Source organism: Streptomyces sp. NPDC017056 (assembly GCF_044332485.1).
Classification (GTDB): domain Bacteria; phylum Actinomycetota; class Actinomycetes; order Streptomycetales; family Streptomycetaceae; genus Streptomyces.
The window spans coordinates 1-21,474 of sequence record NZ_JBIRPD010000015.1; the positions used below are offsets into that span (position 1 = coordinate 1).

Sequence of the window (21,474 nt, forward strand, 5' to 3'; positions counted from 1 at the left end):
GAGCTGGTGGCCGGGTGCGAGGCGGAGGGGGTGCGGGCGCGTCGTATCGCGGTGGACTACGCCTCGCATTCGGCGCAGGTGGACGTGTTGCGTGACGAGCTGCTGGACGTACTGGACTCGATCCGGCCCCAGACCTCCCGCATTCCGTTGTTCTCGACGGTGACCGGTGACTGGCTGGACACCACTGCCATGGACGCGGGCTATTGGCACCGGAATCTGCGCCAGACGGTGGAGTTCGAGACGGCGACGCGGTCCCTTGCCGAGCAGGGCTTTGGCTTGTTCGTTGAGGTGAGTCCGCATCCGGTGTTGACGGTGGCGGTGCAGGATGTGCCGGCGGTGGGGACGCTGCGGCGCGACGATGGTGGCTGGGACCGGTTCTTGGCGTCGGCGGGTGAGGCGTTCGCCCAGGGCGCGGAGGTGGACTGGTCCGGCCTGTTCCCCGCGGATACGGCCCCGGTGGACCTGCCGACGTATGCCTTCCAGCACGAGCACTACTGGCTGGAGTCCGAGCAGCTCGACGAGGTGTTTGCCGACCCGGCGGATGCCCGGTTCTGGGAGGCCGTGGAGAACGCGGACCTTGACACGCTCAGCGCCGAGCTGGGGCTGACCGGCGAGGAGCAGCAGCACCTCGTGCGCTCGGTGCTGCCCGTACTGGTGAACTGGCGGCGGGAGCGCCGCGACCGGGCGGCCGTCGACTCGTGGCGGTACGAGGTGACCTGGCGGCGGGCGGACGACGGCGCCGCGTCGGCGCTGGACGGGGCGTGGGTGGTGGTGGCCGAGCCGGGGGCCGGCGAACGGGTCGCCGCGCTGCTGGCCGCGCACGGTGCCACGGTCGTCCCGGTGGACTGGCGGGCCGCCGACACCGACCGCGCAGCGCTCGCCGGCCTGCTCGGTGAGGCAGCTGCCGCGGCTGACACGACCGAGAACACCGAGGGCGGCATCCGCGGGGTGCTTTCCCTGCTGGGCTCCGCCGAGGCGCCGCACCCCGACCAGCCTGCCGTACCGTCCGGGACGGCAGGCACACTCACCCTCGTCCAGGCGCTCGGTGACGCCGGGATCGACGCGCCCCTGTGGCTCCTCACCCATGGCGCGGTCCGGGCCACCCCGACCGACCCCGCCCCGTCGCCGGAGCAGGCGCAACTGTGGGGTCTGGGCCGGGTCGTCGGTCTGGAGCACGCCGAGCGCTGGGGCGGCTTGGTCGACGTTCCGCAGGACCTCGACGACCGGTGCGGAGCCCGGCTCGCCGCCGTGCTCGCGGGCGGCGGCGACGAGGACCAGGTCGCGGTGCGGGCGGACGGTGTCCGGCTGCGCCGGCTGACGCACGCCCGGCCCGCCGGCGCGCCCGCCCGGCCGTGGACGCCGCACGGCACCGTGCTGGTCACGGGTGGCACCGGCGCCCTCGGTGCCCACGTCGCGCGCTGGCTCGCCGAGCACGGCGCCGAGCACCTGGTGCTCACCAGCCGCCGCGGCGAGGCCGCCCCCGGCGCCGTTGCGTTGCGGGACGAACTGGCCGCACTCGGCTGCCGGGTCACCGTCGCGGCCTGCGACGCCGCCGACCGGGACGCGCTCGCCGTGCTCCTTGGCGACCTGCCGGCCGACGCGCCACTCACCGCCGTCGTCCACACCGCGGGCGTCGCCGACGTCCGCGCGCTCGACGCCACGTCCCTCGACGACCTCGCCTACGCCGCCGAAGGCAAGGTCACCGGTGCCCGCAACCTCGACGAGCTGCTGGCGGACACCCCGCTGGACGCGTTCGTGCTGTTCTCCTCCAACGCCGGGGTGTGGGGCGGCGGCGGGCAGGGCGCGTACGCCGCTGCCAACGCCGCCCTCGACGCACTGGCCGAGCAGCGCCGCGCCCGCGGCCTGGCCGCCACCTCGATCGCCTGGGGCCTCTGGGCGGGCGACAGCGGGCTCGCCGACCAGGGCGGCCTGGACTACGTCCTGCGCCGCGGGGTGCGCCCCATGGCCGCGCCCACGGCGGTCAAGGCGCTGGTGCAGGCCGTCGAGCTCGACGACACCTTCGTCGCGGTCGCCGACGTCGACTGGGCGCGGTTCGCTCCGTCCTTCGCCGCGGCCCGTCCCCGCCCGCTGATCGCCGACCTGCCCGAGGTGCGGCGGCTCGCCGCGGCCCAGGAGCCGTCCGGCGAGACCTCGGCGCTCGCCGTCCGCCTGAAGGACGTGGCCGAGGCCGACCGGACCGACGTGGTGCTCGGGCTCGTACGGGAGCACGCCGCCGCCGTCCTCGGCCACCCGGACGCCTCTGCCGTCGAGCCGCGGCGCGCCTTCCGCGATCTCGGCTTCGACTCGCTCACCGCCGTGGAGGTACGCAACCGCCTGGGCGCGGTCACCGGGCTGCGGCTGCCCGCCACGCTCGTCTTCGATTACCCGAGCGCCGCCGACGTGGCGGAGTACCTGGTGGCGCAGGTGGCCGGCGACGGCGGCACGGCCGCCGGGCGTACGTCCGGCGCCGTCGCGGTGGCCCCGGGTGGGGTTGACGAACCGATCGCCATCGTCGCGATGAGCTGCCGCTTCCCCGGCGGTGCCGACTCTCCGGAGCAGCTGTGGGACCTCGTCACGTCCGGTACCGACACCGTCGGTGACTTCCCGCAGGACCGTGGCTGGGACCTCGACGGTATCTACCACCCCGACCCGGACCACGCGGGGACGACCTATGCCCGTGAGGGCGCGTTCGTGCACGACGCGGGCTCCTTCGACCCGCAGTTCTTCGGGATCTCGCCGCGCGAGGCGCTGGCCATGGACCCGCAGCAGCGGCTGCTGCTCGAAGCGGCCTGGGAGACCCTGGAGCGGGCCGGTATCGACCCGGCCACCCTCCGCGGCAGCCGCACCGGCGTGTTCGTCGGCGCCAGCGCCCAGGGCTACGGCGCCGAAGGCTACGAGGTCCCCGAGGGCGGCGAGGGCTACTTCGTCACCGGCGGCCAGACGTCCGTCGCCTCCGGCCGGATCTCCTACACCCTCGGCCTTGAGGGGCCGGCCCTCACCGTGGACACGGCGTGCTCGTCGTCGCTGGTCGCGCTGCACCTGGCGGCGCAGGCGCTGCGCCAGGGCGAGTGCACCGCGGCGCTGGCCGGCGGGGTGGCGGTGATGGCGAGCCCGGGCGCGTTCGTGGAGTTCTCGCGCCAGCGGGGCATGGCTGCCGACGGCCGCTGCAAGCCGTTCGCGGCGGCGGCCGACGGCACGGGGTGGGGCGAGGGCGTCGGCCTGGTGCTGCTCGAACGTCTCTCCGACGCCCGCCGTGCGGGCCGTACCGTTCTCGCCGTACTGCGCGGCTCGGCGCTCAACTCCGACGGTGCCTCGAACGGGATCAGTGCGCCCAACGGCCCTTCGCAGCAGCGGGTCATCCGCGACGCCCTTGCCGGCGCCCGGTTGACCACGGCGGATGTGGACGTGGTGGAGGCGCACGGTACGGGGACGACGTTGGGTGACCCGATCGAGGCGCAGGCGTTGCTGGCGACCTACGGTCAGGACCGTCCCGAGGACCGCCCCCTGTGGCTGGGGTCGGTCAAGTCCAACATCGGGCACACCCAGACAGCGGCTGGTGTGGCGGGTGTGATCAAGATGGTGCTGGCGATGCGGCACGGTGTGCTGCCGCAGACGTTGCACGTTGACGAGCCGTCGCCGCATGTGGACTGGGCGTCGGGGGCGGTGCGGCTGCTGACGGAGAACCGGGCGTGGCCGGAGCTGGACCGGCCGCGCCGGGCCGGTGTGTCCTCGTTCGGCGTCAGCGGCACCAACGCGCACCTGATCCTCGAACAGGGCGACGCCATCGAGGAGTTCGCCGAGGAGGCGGCTGCTGAGGACGGTGGCACGCCGGTGCCGTTGCTGCTCTCCGCCTCCTCCGGTGAGGCGCTGCGCGGACAGGCCGAGCGGCTCGCCGCCTGGCTGACCGAGCGCCCGGGCCTCCGCCCGGCCGAGGTGGGCCACGCGCTGGCGACGACCCGGGCTTCCTTCGACCACCGGGCCGCCGTACTCGCCGCCGACCGCGCCGAGGCACTCGCGGGGCTCGCGGCGGTCGCCGAGGGCACTGCCGGGCCGGGTGTGGTCACCGGCACCCCCTCGGGCGGGAAGGTGGCGTTCTTGTTTGCGGGGCAGGGGAGTCAGCGGGTTGGTATGGGGCGGGAGTTGTATGAGGCGTTTCCGGTGTTCCGGGAGGCGTTTGATGAGGTGTGCGGGGTGTTGGATGGGTTTGTGGGGCGTTCGGTGCGGGATGTGGTTTTCGGTGCTGGGGGTGGGGCCGGTGTTGGGGTGTTGGATCGTACGGGGGTGACGCAGCCTGCGTTGTTTGCGTTTGAGGTGGCGTTGTTTCGGTTGGTGGAGTCGTGGGGTGTGCGGCCTGATGTGTTGTTGGGTCATTCGGTGGGTGAGTTGGTGGCTGCGTGTGTGGCGGGGGTGTTGTCGTTGGGTGATGCGGCGGAGTTGGTGGCTGCGCGGGGTCGGTTGATGGAGGCGTTGCCTGAGGGTGGGGCGATGGTGGCGGTGGAGGCGTGTGAGGAGGAGGTGGTGGCGTCGTTGGTGGGGCGTGGTGCTGGTGTGGGGGTTGCTGCGGTGAATGGTCCGCGGTCGGTGGTGGTGTCTGGTGTGGAGGGTGTGGTGTTGGAGGTTGCGGCCGAGTGGCGGGGGCGGGGTCGTCGTACGCGGCGGTTGTCGGTGAGTCATGCGTTTCATTCGCCGTTGATGGAGCCGATGGTGGCGGAGTTTCGTGCGGTGGCGGAGCGGGTGCGGTATGGGGTGCCGGTGGTTCCGGTGGTGTCGAATGTGACGGGTGGGGTGGTGGAGTTTTCGGCGGATTACTGGGTGGAGCATGTGCGGTCTGCGGTGCGGTTCGCGGATGGCATGAAGTATGTGGCGGGGTTGGGTGCGTCGGTGTTTGTGGAGATCGGCCCGGACGGGGTGCTGTCGGGCATGGCCCAGGACAACGCCGACGGGGAGTTCGTCGCCGTCCTGCGGGGCGACCGCCCCGAGGTTCCCTCGGCGGCCACCGCGCTCGCCCGGCTCGCCGTCCACGGCGTACCGCTGGACTGGGACACGGTGTTCGCCCACCGCGGCCCGCGGCGGGTCGAGTTGCCGACGTACGCCTTCCAGCGCGAGCACTACTGGCTCAAGCCCGCCCGCACCGACGGCGATGTGACCACGGCCGGGCTCGGCGCCGCGCAGCACCCGCTGCTCGGCGCGGTGGTCGCGCTGCCGCAGTCCGACGGCGTGGTGCTGACCGGCAGGCTCTCGCTCCAGCAGCTGCCCTGGCTGGCCGAGCACGTGGTGCTGGACGACGTCCTGCTGCCCGGCACGGCCTTCGTCGAACTGGCCCTGCGCGCCGGGGAGGAGGTCGGCTGCGACCGCATCGACGAACTGACCCTCGCGGCCCCGCTCGTCCTGGCCGAGGGCGGCGGAACCGATCTCCGGGTCGTCGTGGGCGAGGCCGGACCCGACGGCCGACGGGAACTGTCCGTCCACGCCCGCGCCCAGGGCGCGGCACCGGGCGAGCCGTGGACCGCGCACGCCACCGGACTGCTCGCCACCGCCGGCCTTGACCTCGGCACCGACCTCGCCGCTTGGCCGCCCGCGGACGCCACGGCCCTCGACGTCAGCGAGCTGTACACGGACTCGGCGGAGCACGGGTTCCGCTACGGGCCGGTGTTCCGCGGGCTGCGTGCGGCATGGCGCCGCGGCGACGAGGTGTTCGCCGAGGTCGCCCTGCCGCAGGATGCGGACGCCGGCGCGTTCGGCCTCCACCCGGCCCTGCTGGACGCCGCGCTGCACGCCGTCGGGCTCGGCGGGTTCTTCGCGGACGACCGGCCGCGGGTCCCGTTCTCGTGGTCCGGTGTGACCCTGCGCGCGGCCAACGCTGCGGCGCTGCGGGTACGTCTGGCGCCCAGCGGCGCTGACACCGTCACGGTCACCGTGGCCGACGGCTCCGGAGCGCCGGTGGCGTCCGTCGAGACGCTGCGGTTCCGCGAGGTGACCGGGGCCCCGGCCGCGGCCCGCGCCGCCGGACTGCTCCACGACGTGGTGTGGCGCGGGATACCGGCACCGGACGCCGCGCCGGACGTCTCCGTCGCCGTCCTCGGCGCCCCGGCCGGCGACCTGCCGGGGTACCGGGGGCCGGCCGAGGTGCCGGGGCCGCTCGACGCGCTGGTGCTGCCGGTGGCGAACGAGGACCGGGACCCGCGGGCCGTCCGCGGGGAACTGGCCGCTGCCCTGACGCGCATCCAGGACTGGCTGGCGGACGAACGGTTCTCCGAGGCGCGGCTGGTCGTGCAGACCCGCAACGCGGTCGAGGCCGCCGAGGGCGGGCCGGTGGACCTGGCGGCGGCGGCCGTCAGGGGGCTGGTCCGTACCGCGGCCCAGGAGAACCCGGGCCGGTTCCTGCTGTTGGACTGCGACCTGGCGGCCGTCACCGCAGACCTGGTGTCCCGGGCGCTCGCCGCCGGCGAGGACGAACTCGTGGTACGCGACGGTGTCTTCCGCGCACCGCGCCTGGTCCGCCGTGCTGTCACCGACCGTAAGCCGTCCCTGGGTTCGGGGACGGTGGTGATCACCGGTGGTACGGGTGGGTTGGGTGCTTTGGTGGCGCGGCATGTGGTGGTGGAGCACGGGGTGCGTGAGTTGCTGCTGCTGAGTCGTCGGGGGGCTGGGGCTCCGGGTGCGGTGGAGTTGGTACGGGAGTTGGAGGGGTTGGGTGCTTCGGTGTCGGTGGTGGCTTGTGATGTGGCGGACCGGGTTGCGCTGGAGCAGGTTCTTTCCGACGTTGAGGTGTCTGCGGTGGTGCATACGGCGGGTGTGGTGGATGACGGTGTGGTGGGTTCGTTGACGCCTGAGCGGGTGGCTGCGGTGTTGCGGCCGAAGGTGGATGCGGCCTGGCATTTGCACGAGCTGACGCGTGGTCGGGAGTTGTCGGCGTTTGTGTTGTTCTCGTCGGCTGCTGGTGTGTTCGGTACGGCGGGGCAGGGCAATTACGCGGCGGCCAATGCGTATCTCGATGCGCTGGCGGCGCATCGCCGGGCCGCCGGGCTGCCCGCCACCTCCCTCGCCTGGGGCATGTGGAACACCACGGCCAGCGCGATGACCGGCGCCCTCGCCGACGTCGACCGCTCGCGTATGGCGCGCTCCGGGGCGATCGGCCTGTCCGAGGAGGAGGGGCTGGCGCTGTTCGACGCCGCGATCGCCGACGACCGCGCGCTGTCCGTCGCACTGCGGCTCGACCCGGCGGCCCTGCGCGGCCAGGACGTCCCCGCGCTGCTGCGGGCGCTCGTACGGGCCCCCAAGCGGCGCGCCGCGGCGGGTACCGGACCGGACGGCGGCTTCGCCGGACGGCTCGCCGGCCTCGCCCCCGACGCCCGCCGGGCCGCCGTGCTCGACCTCGTACGCACCCATGTCGCCGCCGTCCTCGGCTTCGCGGGCCCGGACGAGATCACACCGGACCGTGCCTTCCAAGACCTCGGCTTCGACTCCCTGACCGGGGTGGAGCTGCGCAACCAGCTCGGCGCCGCGGCGGGTCTCAGGCTGTCCGCCACGGCCGTCTTCGACTACCCGACACCGCAGGCACTCGCCGACCACCTGGTCACCGAACTTCTCGGCGACCAGGCACCCGCCGCGCGTCCGGTGGTGTCCGCGCCCGCACCGGCGGCGGACGAGCCCATCGCGATCGTGGCCATGGGGTGCCGCTACCCCGGCGGAGTGTCCTCCCCCGAAGACCTGTGGGAGCTGCTGGCCGCGGGCGGCGACGCGATCTCGCCGTTCCCGCAGGACCGAGGGTGGGAACTGGACCGCCTGTTCCACCCGGACCCCGACCACCCCGGCACCTCCACCAGCAACGAGGGCGGATTCCTGCACGACGCGGCCGAGTTCGACCCGCAGTTCTTCGGGATCTCACCGCGCGAGGCGCTGGCCATGGACCCGCAGCAGCGGCTGCTCCTGGAGGTGTCCTGGGAGACGCTGGAGCGGGCCGGCATCGACCCGGGCACCCTGCGCGGCGAGCAGGTCGGCGTCTTCGCCGGAGTGATGTACCACGACTACGCGACCCGGCTGCGCCAGATCCCCGACGAACTCGAAGGGTTCCTGAGCACCGGCGCCTCCAGCAGCGTGGTGTCGGGCCGGGTCTCCTACACCTTCGGCTTCGAGGGGCCCGCGGTCACCGTGGACACGGCGTGCTCGTCGTCGCTGGTCGCGCTGCATCTCGCGGCGCAGGCGCTGCGCCGCGGCGAGTGCCGGATGGCGCTGGCCGGCGGGGTCACCGTCATGGCGACGCCGGACACCTTCGTGAACTTCTCCCGCCAGCGGGGCCTGGCGGCCGACGGCCGCTGCCGCTCCTTCGCCGCCTCGGCGAGCGGCACCGGCTGGTCCGAGGGCATCGGCGTACTGCTCGTGGAACGGCTCTCCGACGCGGAGCGCAACGGGCACCAGGTCCTCGCCGTGCTGCGCGGCTCGGCGGTGAACCAGGACGGCGCCTCGAACGGCCTGACCGCCCCGAACGGCCCTTCGCAGCAGCGGGTCATCCGCACCGCGCTCGCGGACGCCCGGTTGACCACGGCGGATGTGGACGTGGTGGAGGCGCACGGTACGGGGACGACGTTGGGTGACCCGATCGAGGCGCAGGCGTTGCTGGCGACCTACGGTCAGGACCGTCCCGAGGACCGCCCCCTGTGGCTGGGGTCGGTCAAGTCCAACCTCGGACATACCCAGGCGGCCGCTGGTGTGGCGGGTGTGATCAAGATGGTGCTGGCGATGCGGCATGGTGTGCTGCCGCAGACGTTGCACGTTGACGAGCCGTCGCCGCATGTGGACTGGGCGTCGGGCGGGGTGCGGCTGCTGACGGAGAACCGGGCGTGGCCGGAGCTGGGCCGGCCGCGCCGGGCCGGTGTGTCCTCGTTCGGCGTCAGCGGCACCAACGCGCACATCGTCCTGGAACAGGGCCCCGCACCGGCCGAACGGCCCGCCGCCCACCCGGCCCCCGAGCCGGCGGACCGTCCCGTGCCGTGGGTCGTGTCCGGGCGCACCGAGGCCGCGGTACGGGCGCAGGCCGCCCGGCTGCTGACCCACGCCGCCGCGCTCGACCCGGCGGACGTCGCGCTGTCGCTGGCCACGACCCGGGCCTCCTTCGACCACCGGGCCGTCGTCGTCGGCTCCGACCGCGAGACCCTGCTGTCGGGCCTCGCCGCCGTTGCGGAGGGACGCGCGCCCGTGGTGACCCCCTCGGGCGGGAAGGTGGCGTTCTTGTTTGCGGGGCAGGGGAGTCAGCGGGTTGGTATGGGGCGGGAGTTGTATGAGGCGTTTCCGGTGTTCCGGGAGGCGTTTGATGAGGTGTGCGGGGTGTTGGATGGGTTTGTGGGGCGTTCGGTGCGGGATGTGGTTTTCGGCGCTGGGGATGGGGCCGGTGTTGGGGTGTTGGATCGTACGGGGGTGACGCAGCCTGCGTTGTTTGCGTTTGAGGTGGCGTTGTTTCGGTTGGTGGAGTCGTGGGGTGTGCGGCCTGATGTGTTGTTGGGTCATTCGGTGGGTGAGTTGGTGGCTGCGTGTGTGGCGGGGGTGTTGTCGTTGGGTGATGCGGCGGAGTTGGTGGCTGTGCGGGGTCGGTTGATGGAGGCGTTGCCTGAGGGTGGGGCGATGGTGGCGGTGGAGGCGTGTGAGGAGGAGGTGGTGGCGTCGTTGGTGGGGCGTGGTGCTGGTGTGGGGGTTGCTGCGGTGAATGGTCCGCGGTCGGTGGTGGTGTCGGGTGTGGAGGGTGTGGTGTTGGAGGTTGCGGCCGAGTGGCGGGGGCGGGGGCGTCGTACGCGGCGGTTGTCGGTGAGTCATGCGTTTCATTCGCCGTTGATGGAGCCGATGGTGGCGGAGTTTCGTGCGGTGGCGGAGCGGGTGCGGTATGGGGTGCCGGTGGTTCCGGTGGTGTCGAATGTGACGGGTGGGGTGGTGGAGTTTTCGGCGGATTACTGGGTGGAGCATGTGCGGTCCGCGGTGCGGTTCGCGGATGGCGTGAAGTATGTGGCGGAGCAAGGCGCGTCGGTGTTTGTGGAGATCGGCCCGGACGGGGTGCTGTCGGGCATGGCCCAGGACAACGCCGACGGGGTCTTCCTGCCCACCGTCCGGGCCGACCGCGACGAGGTGACGACCTTCACCGGCGCGCTGGTGCAGGCCCACCTCCACGGCGCCGACCTGGACTGGTCGCGGGTACTGCCCGCCGGCGCCGCCACCGTCGACCTGCCGACGTACGCCTTCCAGCACCGGCACTACTGGCTCTCCGACGGCCCGGGTGCCGGGGACGCGGCCGCGGCCGGCCAGCGCGCCTCCGGGCACCCCCTGGCGGGTGCCGTGGTGTCGCTGCCGGACGACGGCGCGGTCCTCACCGGACGCGTCTCACTCACCGCGCACCCCTGGCTGGACGGACACGCCGTGGGCGACGACGTCCTGCTGCCCGGCACGGCCTTCGTCGAACTGGCCCTGCGCGCCGGCGAGGAGGTCGGCTGCGACCGCATCGACGAACTGACCCTCGCGGCCCCGCTGGTGCTCTCCGGCGCGGGCGGGATCGCCCTGCGCGTCACGGTCGGCGCACCGGACGACAGCGGCCGCCACGAGGTCACCGTCCACTCACGCGCCGACGACGCGGTCACCGGCGAACCGTGGACCTGCCACGCCACGGGCACCCTCGGCACCGGCGGCGCCCCCGGCGCCGACCTGCGCCAGTGGCCGCCGGCCGGCGCCGAGCCGATCGGCACCGAGGAGCTGTACGACGACCTCGACCGGGCCGGGCTGCGCTACGGGCCGGTGTTCCAGGGCCTGCGGCGGGCCTGGCGGCGCGGCGACGAGGTGTTCGCGGACATCGCGCTGCCCGAGGGCACCGACGTCGCCGGGTTCGGGCTCCACCCGGCGCTGCTGGACGCGGCGCTGCACACGGTCGGGCTCGGCGGCTTCTTCGCCGACGACCAGGCCCGGCTGCCGTTCTCCTGGTCGCAGGTGAGCCGGTACGCCACGGGCGCGACCGCGCTGCGCGTACGGGTGACCCGGGCCGGGACCGACGCGGTGTCGCTCGACGTCGCGGACGGCACCGGCGCCCCGGTCGCGGCCGTCGGCTCCCTGACGCTGCGGCCGGTCGGTGACGGCCGGCCGGGCTCCGCGGCCGATGCGCTGTTCCGCCTCGACTGGCTGCCGCTGACCGCCGGGCACCGGCCCGCCGGGCGGTGGGCCGTCCTCGGCGACGCGGACCACGAACTGGCCGCCGTCGCCCCGGCCGCCGCCGGCAAGCTCGCCGACCTCGCCGCCGACGCACCGGACGTGGTCCTCGTCCCGCTCGACGGCGCCCCGCCCGGGGACCAGGTCGCCGAGGTGCACGAGGCGGTCCGGGACGCGCTGGCCCTGGTGCAGGAATGGCTCGCCGAAGAGCGCTTCGCGGCGGCACGCCTGGTGTTCGTCACCCGGCACGCGGTCGCGGCCCGCCCCGAGGAGGGCGTCGGCGACCCGGTGCGGGCGGCCGTCCGTGGCCTGGTCAGGTCAGCGGAGTCGGAGAACCCGGGCCGCTTCGGGCTGATCGACCGGGCGGACGGGACCTCGGCGGACGCCTTGGCCGCGGCGCTCGGCTCGGGCGAGCCGGAGGTCGCCGTACGGGGCGATGCCCTGTACGCGCCCCGGCTGGTCCGCCACCGCGACGCGTCGGACGCCAGCGGAGCCCTGGGCTCGGGGACGGTGGTGATCACCGGTGGTACGGGTGGGTTGGGTGCTTTGGTGGCGCGGCATGTGGTCACGGAGCACGGGGTGCGTGAGTTGCTGCTGCTGAGTCGTCGGGGGGCTGGGGCTCCGGGTGCGGTGGAGTTGGTACGGGAGTTGGAGGGGTTGGGTGCTTCGGTGTCGGTGGTGGCTTGTGATGTGGCGGACCGGGTTGCGCTGGAGCAGGTTCTTTCCGACGTTGAGGTGTCTGCGGTGGTGCATACGGCGGGTGTGGTGGATGACGGTGTGGTGGGTTCGTTGACGCCTGAGCGGGTGGCTGCGGTGTTGCGGCCGAAGGTGGATGCGGCCTGGCATTTGCACGAGCTGACGCGTGGGCGGGAGTTGTCGGCGTTTGTGTTGTTCTCGTCGGCTGCTGGTGTGTTCGGTACGGCGGGGCAGGGCAATTACGCGGCGGCCAATGCGTATCTGGATGCGCTGGCGGCGCATCGCCGGGCCGCCGGGCTGCCCGCCACCTCCCTCGCCTGGGGCATGTGGGACCAGTCCGTGGGCATGGCCGCCGCCCTGAGCGAGGACGACGCGCGCCGGGCCGCGAACTCCGGCGTCGACGCGCTGTCCGAGGAGGACGGGCTGGCGCTGTTCGACGCGTCGCTCGGCGCGGACCGTGCCGTAATGGTGCCGGTCCGGCTGGACCTGCCGGCCCTGCGCCGGGCGGGCAACCTGCCGTCGCTGCTCACTGCGCTGGTCCCGGCCCGCAACCGTACGGAGGCCGCCGGCGCCGCGGCCGCCGGCGGCCTGCGCGACCGGCTGAGCGGGCTCGACGCAGGGCAGCGGGAATCCGCCCTGCTCGACCTGGTCCGTACGGAGATCGCCGCGGTGCTCGGCTTCACGGCGACCGACGAGATCGCCCCCGCGCGTGCCTTCCGCGAGCTGGGCTTCGACTCGCTCAGCGCGGTGGAGCTGCGCAACCGGCTCACCGCGGCGACCGGACTGCGTCTGGCGGCCACGCTGGTCTTCGACCACCCGAGCCCGGCCGGACTGGCCGCGCACCTGGCGGCGGAACTCACCGCGGCGGACGCCGCCGAGGGCTCCGCCGCCCTGGTCGCCGAGCTGGACCGGCTCGCCGGGCGGCTCACCGCCGTACCGGAGGACGACCGCGAGCGCGACCGGCTCGTCACCCGGCTCCAGGCGATGCTCGCCGGCCTGACCGGGGCCGGGGAAGCGGCCGGCGGCCGTGACGAGCTCGCCGAGGCCATCGTGGACGCCGACGACGAGGCGATGTTCGACCTCCTCGGCAAGGAGTTCGGCATCTCGTGAGGCCCGTCCCCGAGCCCGTTCGCGCATCCCGCGCTGTCGAAGCACGTAGTGAAGAAGGGGGAGGAACCGTATGACGACGAACGAGGACAAGCTCCGGCACTTCCTGAAGCAGGCCACCGCCGAGCTGCACCAGACCCGGCAGCGCCTGCGCCAGGAAGAGGCCCGCCAGACGGAGCCGATCGCGATCGTCGGGATGGCCTGCCGCCTGCCCGGCGCGGTGCACGGCCCCGACGACCTGTGGGACCTGGTCGACCAGGGCCGGGACGCCATCACGGGCTTCCCCGACGACCGGGGCTGGGACCTGGACGGCGCGGACGGCTCGACGCCGTACCGCAGCGGCGGGTTCCTGCACGACGCCGCGGAGTTCGACCCGGCCTTCTTCGGGATCGTGCCGAGCGAGGCCGTGGCGATGGACCCGCAGCACCGCATCGCGCTGGAGGTCGCCTGGGAGGCCCTGGAACGGGCCGGGATCGACCCGCAGTCGGTGGGGGCCACCAGGACCGGCGTGTTCGTCGGCATGATGAACGGCTCCGACTACGTCTCGGAGCACACCGAGGTACCGTCCGGCGCCGAGACGTTCGTGGGCACCGGCAACACCGGTGCCGTGGTCTCCGGCCGCATCGCCTACACGCTCGGCCTCCAGGGCCCGGCGATGACGGTGGACACCGCCTGCTCGTCCTCGCTGGTCACCCTGCACCTCGCCTGCCAGTCGCTGCGCCAGGGCGACTGCACCCTGGCGCTCGCCGGCGGCGTCACCGTCCTGTGCGCGCCCGACTTCTTCGAGCTGAGCGAGCTGCAGGCGCTGGCGCCCGACGGCCGCTGCAAGGCGTTCGCCGAGGGCGCCGACGGCACCGGCTTCGCCGAGGGCGCCGGCATGCTCGTCCTGGAGCGGCTTTCGGACGCGCGCCGCAACGGCCACCGGGTACTCGCCGTCGTCCGCGGCAGCGCCGTCAACTCCGACGGCGCCTCCAACGGGCTGACCGCGCCGAACGGCAGCGCCCAGCGCGCGGTCATCCAGGCGGCTCTGGCCAACGCCCGCCTGACCCCGGGCGAGGTCGACGCCGTCGACGCGCACGGCACCGGGACCGCGCTCGGCGACCCCATCGAGGCCCAGGCGCTGCTCGCCGTCTACGGGCAGGACCGCGCGCCGGAACAGCCGCTGTGGCTCGGCTCGCTCAAGTCCAACATCGGCCACACCCAGGCCGCCGCCGGTGTGGCCGGGGTGATCAAGATGGTCCAGGCGATCCGGCACGGCGTCCTGCCGCGAACCCTGCACGTGACCGAGCCCTCGCGGAAGATCGACTGGTCGTCCGGAGCGGTGTCGCTGCTCACCGAGGCCAGGGCGTGGCCCCGGACGGGCGCGCCGCGCCGGGCGGGCGTCTCGTCCTTCGGGCTCAGCGGCACCAACGGGCACGTCATCCTGGAGCAGGCGCCGGACGAGGAGCCCGCCGAGGCCGCCGGACCGCCCGTCGACGCCGGGCCGGTGCCGCTGCACCTGTCCGCCAGGTCGGCGGACGCGCTGCGCGCCCAGGCCGCCACCCTGCGCGCCTGGATGGCCGGGCACCCCGGCCTCCGACCGGCCGAAGTGGCCCGCTCGCTGCTGACCACCCGCTCGGCGTTCGAGCACCGCGGCGCGGTGGTCGGCACCGACGCCGGCGAACTCGATGCCGCCCTGGCCGTACTGGCGGCGGGGGAGAGCGCGGACAACGTGGTGCGCGGGGTGGCCAGGCCCGGCGCCAAGGTCGCGTTCGTCTTCCCGGGGCAGGGCTCCCAGTGGGCCGGTATGGCCGCTCGGCTCATGGAAAGTGCCCCCGAGTTCGCCGCGAGTGTCGCCGCTTGCGACGCGGCCTTCGCGGAATTCCTCGACTGGTCGGTGGCCGCCGCCCTGCGCGGCGGGTCGGGCCCCTCCCCGGACCGCCTGGACACCGTACAGCCCATGCTCTTCACCGTGATGGTGTCGCTCGCCGCCCTCTGGCGCGCCCACGGCGTCGAACCGGACGCCGTGCTGGGGCATTCGCAGGGCGAGGTCGCCGCCGCGTACGTGGCAGGCGCGATCGGCCTGCGCGACGCGGCCCGGCTGGTGGCCCGGCGCAACGACGCGCTGCAGACCCTCTTCGGGCACGGCGCGATGGCCTCCGTACTGGCCGCGCCGACGGAGGTCCTGGAGCGCATCGCACGCTTCGACGGCCGGCTGTCCCTCGCCGCCGTCAACGGCCCCGGCGCCTGCGTCGTCTCCGGAGCCACCGACGCCGTCGACACGTTCGTCGCCGAGTGCACCGAAGCCCGCCTGCGCGCCCGCCGGATCCGCGGTGCCGACGCCGCGGGCCACTCCGTACAGGTCGAGAAGCTGCGCGAGCGGATGCTGACCGAACTCGCCGTCCAGCCGGCCGCCGCACCGGTCCCCTTCTACTCCACCGTCGAGGGCGCGCCGCTCGGCACCGAGGCGCTCACCGCCGAGTACTGGTACCGCAACGCCCGCAACACCGTGCAGTTCGACGCCGCGGCCCGCGCCCTGCTCGCCGACGGTCACCACATCCTGATCGAGGTCAGCCCGCACCCGGTGCTGACCGTGCCGCTCCAGGGCATCGTGGACGACACCGCAACCCGCGCGGCCGTCGTCCCCACCCTGCTGCGCGACCAGGGCGGCCTGGCACGGTTCCGTACGGCGGTGGCCGACGCGGCGGTGCACGGCGCCAGGCCCGACTGGACCGCGGTGCTCCCCGGCGGCGCACCGGTCGAGCTGCCCACCTACGCCTTCCAGCGCAAGCGGTTCTGGATGCCGGCCACCCGCTCGGCCGGAGACGTCACCTCCGCAGGACAACAGCCCGCAGGGCACCCCCTGCTTGCCTCGGCGATCTCGCTCGCCACCGGCGACGAACTCCTCCTCACCGGTCGGCTGTCACTCACCTCGCACCCCTGGCTGGCCGACCACGCCGCCCGCGGCACCATCCTGCTCCCCGGCACCGCCTTCGTCGAACTCGCGCTGTGCGCGGGCGAAAAGCTCGGCTGCCCGGCCCTTGAAGAGCTGACGCTCGCCGCACCGCTGGTGCTGCCGGACGACGGCGGGGTCGCGGTCCAGGTACTGGTGGGGGAGCCCGACGGCGAGGGCAGGCGGCCGGTGCGCATCCACAGCCGGTCCGACGCCGCGGGCGAGGACCGCCCCTGGACCCCGCACGCGACCGGCCTGCTCGCCCCGGACCCGGCGGCCCCCGCCGACCTCGGCACCTGGCCGCCGCCCGGCGCCGAACCCGTCGACCTGACGGGCCTGTACGAGCGGCTGAACGCGGCGGAGGTCGGCTACGGCCCGGCGTTCCAGGGCCTGCGGACCGCCTGGCGGGCCGGCGACGGCACCGTTTACGCCGAGATCGCCCTGCCGGACGACATCGCGGGCACGGCGGGAGACTACGGGCTGCACCCGGCGCTCCTGGACGCCGCGCTGCACGCCGCGACGGCGGGCACCGAACCGTCCGCGACCGAGGCGCTGCGCCTGCCGTTCTCCTGGACCGGCGTCCGCCGCCACGCCGCGGGCGCCGGGCGGCTGCGCGTCCGGCTGGTGCGCGGTACGGGCGACGGCCGCCACGAACTGCGCCTCGACATCGCCGACGAGACGGGACGGCCGGTGCTGTCCGTCGCCTCGCTCGTCCTGCGGGAGATCTCCGCCGAGCAGCTGAGTGCGGCCGGCGGCGACCACGACACTCTCTTCCAGGTGGACTGGGTCAGGACGCGTGACCGGACGGCGGCCCCGCCCGTCACCCCGGCGGTGCTGGGGGACGGGCCGGCCGGTACCGGGACCAGGTACGCGGACCTGGCCGCGCTGACGGCCGCGGTGGAGTCCGGCACCCCCGTACCGGACCTGGTCCTCACCGAGATCGCCGCGCCGCCCGGCGGGACGCCGGACGCCCGCACGGTCCACGAGGTGACCGCGCGGACCCTGGCCCTGCTCCAGGACTGGCTCGCCGCCGCGCCGCTCGGCGGCGCCCGGCTCGCGGTGCTCACCCGCGAGGCGGTCGCCGCCCGTACCGACGAGGCGGTGCCGGGCCTGGCCCAGGCCGCGGTCTGGGGCCTGGTGCGCGCGGCGCAGTCCGAGAACCCCGGCCGGTTCGTCCTGGTGGACACCGACGGCAGCGATGCCTCGGCCCGCGCGCTCGCCGCCGCGGCGGCCGGCGGTGAGCCGCAGCTCGCCCTGCGCGACGGTACGGCGCTGGTGCCCCGGCTGGCCCGGGTGCCGCTGGACGCGCCGGAGCGCCCGGCGGGCATCGACCCGGTCGGCACGGTTCTGGTCACCGGGGCGAGCGGCACCCTGGGCGCGCTGGTCGCCCGCCACCTGGTCGCCGAGCGCGGCGTCCGGCATCTGCTCCTCACCAGCCGGCGCGGCCCGGGCGCCCCCGGCGCCGCCGAACTGGCCGCCGATTTGGAGGAGTTGGGCGCTTCGGTGGAGAATGTCGCGTGTGACCTCGCCGACCGGGACGCGGTACGCGCGCTGCTCGCCCGGATACCCGACGGCCACCCGCTGACCGCGGTGGTCCACTCGGCGGGCGTCCTGGCCGACGGGGTGCTCGGCTCGCTGACCCGCGACCGCCTGGACCTGGCCCTCGCGTCCAAGGTCGACGCCGCCCTCCACCTGCACGACCTCACCCGCGACCACGACCTCGGCGCGTTCGCCCTGTTCTCCTCGGCAGCCGGCGTCATCGGCAACGCGGGCCAGGCCAACTACGCGGCGGGCAACGCCTTCCTCGACGCCCTCGCCCACCACCGCCGCGCCCGCGGGCTGCCCGCCGCCTCGCTGGCGTGGGGCCTGTGGGAGGAGCGCAGCGGCACGGCGGGCGACCCGGCCGGCGACGCGTTCAAGGAACTGCTCAGGCCCGGGTTCGCCGGGCTGAGCAGCAAGGAAGGGCTGGCCCTGCTCGACACCGCGATGGGGCTCGACCGGGCACTGCTCGTCCCGATGCGGTTCGACGCCGCGGCCGTCGCCGGCCTCGACGAGATCCCGCCGCTGCTGCGCAAGCTGGTACGGACGACGGCCCGGCCGGGGAAGGCGACGGACGAGGCCGCGGCGTTCCGGCAGCGGTTCGCCGCCGCCGGACCGGACGAGCGGGCCGAGGTGGTGCTCGGCACCCTGCGCGCCGCCGTCGCCGCGGTGCTCGGGCTGCCGGACGCGGACGCCGTCGCCGCCGACCGGCCCTTCCTCGAACTCGGCTTCGACTCCCTCACCGCACTCGAACTGCGCAACCGTCTGGCCGCCACGGTAGGCACCCGCCTGCCGCCCACCATCGCGTTCGAATACCCCACGCCAAGCGCGCTCGCCGCCTACCTCGTCGAGACGCTCGCCGAGGCGGCCCGCGGCCCCGAAGGCGCACCCGCCGAGGGGACCGCTGCCGCGGCCGGCGCATCGACGTTCGCGCCGATGATGGCGCGGGCCGCCGCGCTGGGGAAGGTGTCCCGGCTGGTCGAACTGGTCACCGCCGTCGCCGAGTTCCGCCCGGTCTTCGACCGGCCCGAGGACGCCCCCGTCGACCCGGTGCGCCTGGCGACCGGACCGGACGGGCCGCGGCTGTTCTGCGTACCGTCCGTCCTGGCCATGTCGGGACCACAGGAGTACGCGCGGTTCGCGGCGTCGTTCCGCGGCGAACGCGAGGTCCTGGTCCTCCCGGTGCCCGGCTACCGGCCGGGCGAGCCGCTGCCCTCCTCCGTCGGCACGCTGGCCGCGGCCCACGCCGACCGGCTGCTCGCCGCAGCCGGCGACGCCCCCTTCGCGGTCGCCGCGCACTCGTCCGGGAGCGCCCTGGCCCACGCACTGGTGGCGGAACTGGAACGGCGCGGGGTGCGGCCCGCGGGACTGGCGCTGCTGGACCCCTACGTCCCGGTGCGCCGGAAGTTCGCCGGGCTGGAGGACCGGCTGCTCGGCGGGGCCGGCGGCGACGAACGCTTCCTGCCGGCCGACGACAGCAGACTGACCGCGATGGGCGGCTACTTCCGGCTGCTGGGCCAGTGGCGGCACACCCCCGTCGAGGCACCCACCCTGCTCGTACGGGCCACGGACCCGCTGCCTGCCTGGGGCGACGCCGCCGACTGGCGCGCCACCTGGGAGGGCCCGCACGCCGAGACGCAGGTGCCGGGCGACCACTTCACGATGATGGAGGACCTGGCCGACGGCACCGCCGAGGCCGTCCGCGGCTGGCTCACCGCACTGCGCTGAGCCGGTACCGCCCCGCCGCCCCGGCCCGTGCCACGCCCTAAGGGCCGGGGTAGGGGCGGTAGGGGTTGATCGCCCCGCAAAACGATCGCTAATTTCTTGGCGTAAGGCAATCTCGACATTGTGCCGACATGACCCGGTGCCGGCGTATCGAATTTCCGCCGTCGATCCCCGTCCGCCCGCGAGAAGGAATCCACCACCTTCTCGACCACGGCGGAACCGCCGCTGTGCCTACCGGGCCGGCGGGGTGGCAGTGCTTTCCACAATGCCGAACGACGTGGCCTTTTCCCATTCACGCTGGATCAACGTTTCTCGAAGGGTCGGCTCATGCGAGTTCTATCGACGGTCACGGGTTCCCAGGGGCATGCGCGCGCGGTGCTGCCGATGGTCCGCGGACTGGTCGACGCCGGACACGAGGTGCTGGTGGTGCTGCCCGCACACCTGACGACGGTGTTCGAGGGTTCCGGCGCGCGGGTGGAGCCGGCGATGCCGGACCTGGTCGACGCCATCGTGGGGGAGGTGACCAGGATCCTCTCCGGCGGCGGTGACGGCACGATCGACCCGAAGGACTTCGGGGACCCGCGGATCAAGATGATGATCTTCGCCGCGGGGCCGCACGTCACCGGCGCCTACCGGGCCGTGCTGCCGCTGGCCGAGGAGTTCCGGCCCGACCTGGTGCTGCGCGACGGCGGCGAGCTCTCGGGCGTCCTGGTGGCCGAGAAGCTGGGCGTCCCGCACATCTCCGCACCGTCCGGCACCGGCAACGTGGTCGACCCCGAGGGCGCCAACGAGCTGCTGAACCACCGCCGCAAGGAGGTCGGCCTGCCGGAGCGCGCCGACGCGTGGTCCATCTACGCCCACGGCAAGATCGACTGCGTACCGCACGCCTACTCTTTCGCCCAGTACCCGGTGCCCCCGGCCTTCACCTACCGGCAGCCGATGCTGGGCGCCGCCCAGCACGTCCTGCCCGCCGAACTCGCCGGGCTCTCCGGCGACAAGCCGATCGTCCTGGCCTCGGTGGGCACGTCACTGCCGGTGCTGCTGGAGATGCAGGAGCGCGGCATCGGCCTGCCCGACGGCATGCTCGAACCGGTCGAGACCTTCTACATGATCGTGCAGGCGCTGTCCTCCGTGGACTGCCACGCGGTGGTCTCCACCGGCGGCGTCCCGGTCGAGGGCATCGAACTCGGCCCCAACGTCCACCTCATGGACTTCGTCCCGCAGCCCCTCCTCCTGGAGTGCACCCAGCTCTTCCTCACCCACGGCGGCTACAACGGCATCCGCGAGGGCATCAGGGCCGGTGTCCCGATGGCGGCGCTGCCGCAGTTCGGCGACGAGCACCACAACGCCGGCCGGCTGGCCGAGCTGGGCCTGGGCGAATGGATCACCGAGGTCAGCCCGGAAGGCATCGCCAAGGTCGTCGAGCGGGTCCTGTACGACGAGAAGACCCACCAGAACCTGCGCACCGCACAGCGCGCGATGCTGGGCCTGCCCGGCATCGAGGCCGTCGTGGGCCACCTGGAGTCCCTGGCGGCCGGCACCACGGCGCCCCGGTCATGACCGCCGCCCCCTCCGCGCTCGGACTGCGCCCTGGCGACCGCGTGCTGGTGGTCGCCCCCCACCCCGACGACGAGACCATCGGCCCCGGCGGCACCCTCGCCCGGCTCGCCGCCGAGGGCGTCGAGGTCCATGTGCTGTGCGTGACCGTACGGGCGGCCCGTATGTGGGGGAGCACCAGCGAACCCTCCGTACGCCTCCAGGAGTTCGAGAAGGCCTGTGCCGCGCTCGGCGTCACCTCCGGCACCATCGCCTGGGTCGACGCCACCGGCGAGATGGACATCTGCAACCGCCGGCGGGAACTGGTCAACCTGATCGAACAGCACGAGGACGTGTCCCTCGGCACGGTCCGTCCGCACGCCCTGTTCATCCCGTCGGCCGGCGGCTACCACCAGGACCACCAGGCGGTGCACGCCGCCGCGTTCGCCGCCGCCCGCGTGCAGCCGGCCGGCCTGAAACCGACGCCGCGCATGGTGCTCGGCTACCGCGGCGTCGAAGACCGCTGGTCGTCGGTGAACGAGTCCTGGTGGCTGCACGTGGACACCTCGGCCTTCTGGCAGGCCAAGCAGGACGCCCTACAGGCGTACGGCACGCAGATGCGCCGGAGCGGCCCCCGCTCGATCGAGCAGATCCGCGGCATCGACGCCGCCACCGGCTCGTCGTGGGACTGCGCGTACGCCGAGTCTTTCGTTCCCTACCGCCTCGCCTTCTGACGAGCGCGTCACCCTTCCGCTTCACCC

The 21,474-nt window shown here is 74.1% G+C and carries 4 protein-coding genes; all 4 read left to right on the forward strand.

Going from position 1 to position 21,474, the window contains the following annotated elements:
- On the forward strand, positions 1 to 12,984 hold a 12,984-nt coding region (locus tag ACH4OW_RS25920), incomplete at its 5' end, for an SDR family NAD(P)-dependent oxidoreductase (RefSeq protein ID WP_398030236.1).
- A 70-nt stretch (positions 12,985 to 13,054) separates the two neighbouring features.
- Positions 13,055 to 19,180 (forward strand): type I polyketide synthase, encoded by a 6,126-nt coding sequence (locus ACH4OW_RS25925; protein ID WP_398030237.1) that lies wholly within the window; start codon positions 13,055 to 13,057, stop codon positions 19,178 to 19,180.
- A 324-nt stretch (positions 19,181 to 19,504) separates the two neighbouring features.
- On the forward strand, positions 19,505 to 20,737 hold the full coding sequence (locus tag ACH4OW_RS25930) for a glycosyltransferase (RefSeq protein ID WP_360140718.1): 1,233 nt from the start codon (positions 19,505 to 19,507) through the stop codon (positions 20,735 to 20,737).
- On the forward strand, positions 20,734 to 21,447 hold the full coding sequence (locus ACH4OW_RS25935) for a PIG-L deacetylase family protein (RefSeq protein ID WP_360140715.1): 714 nt from the start codon (positions 20,734 to 20,736) through the stop codon (positions 21,445 to 21,447). The genes ACH4OW_RS25930 and ACH4OW_RS25935 overlap by 4 nt, the downstream gene beginning before the upstream one ends.
- Positions 21,448 to 21,474: the final 27 nt, after the last annotated feature.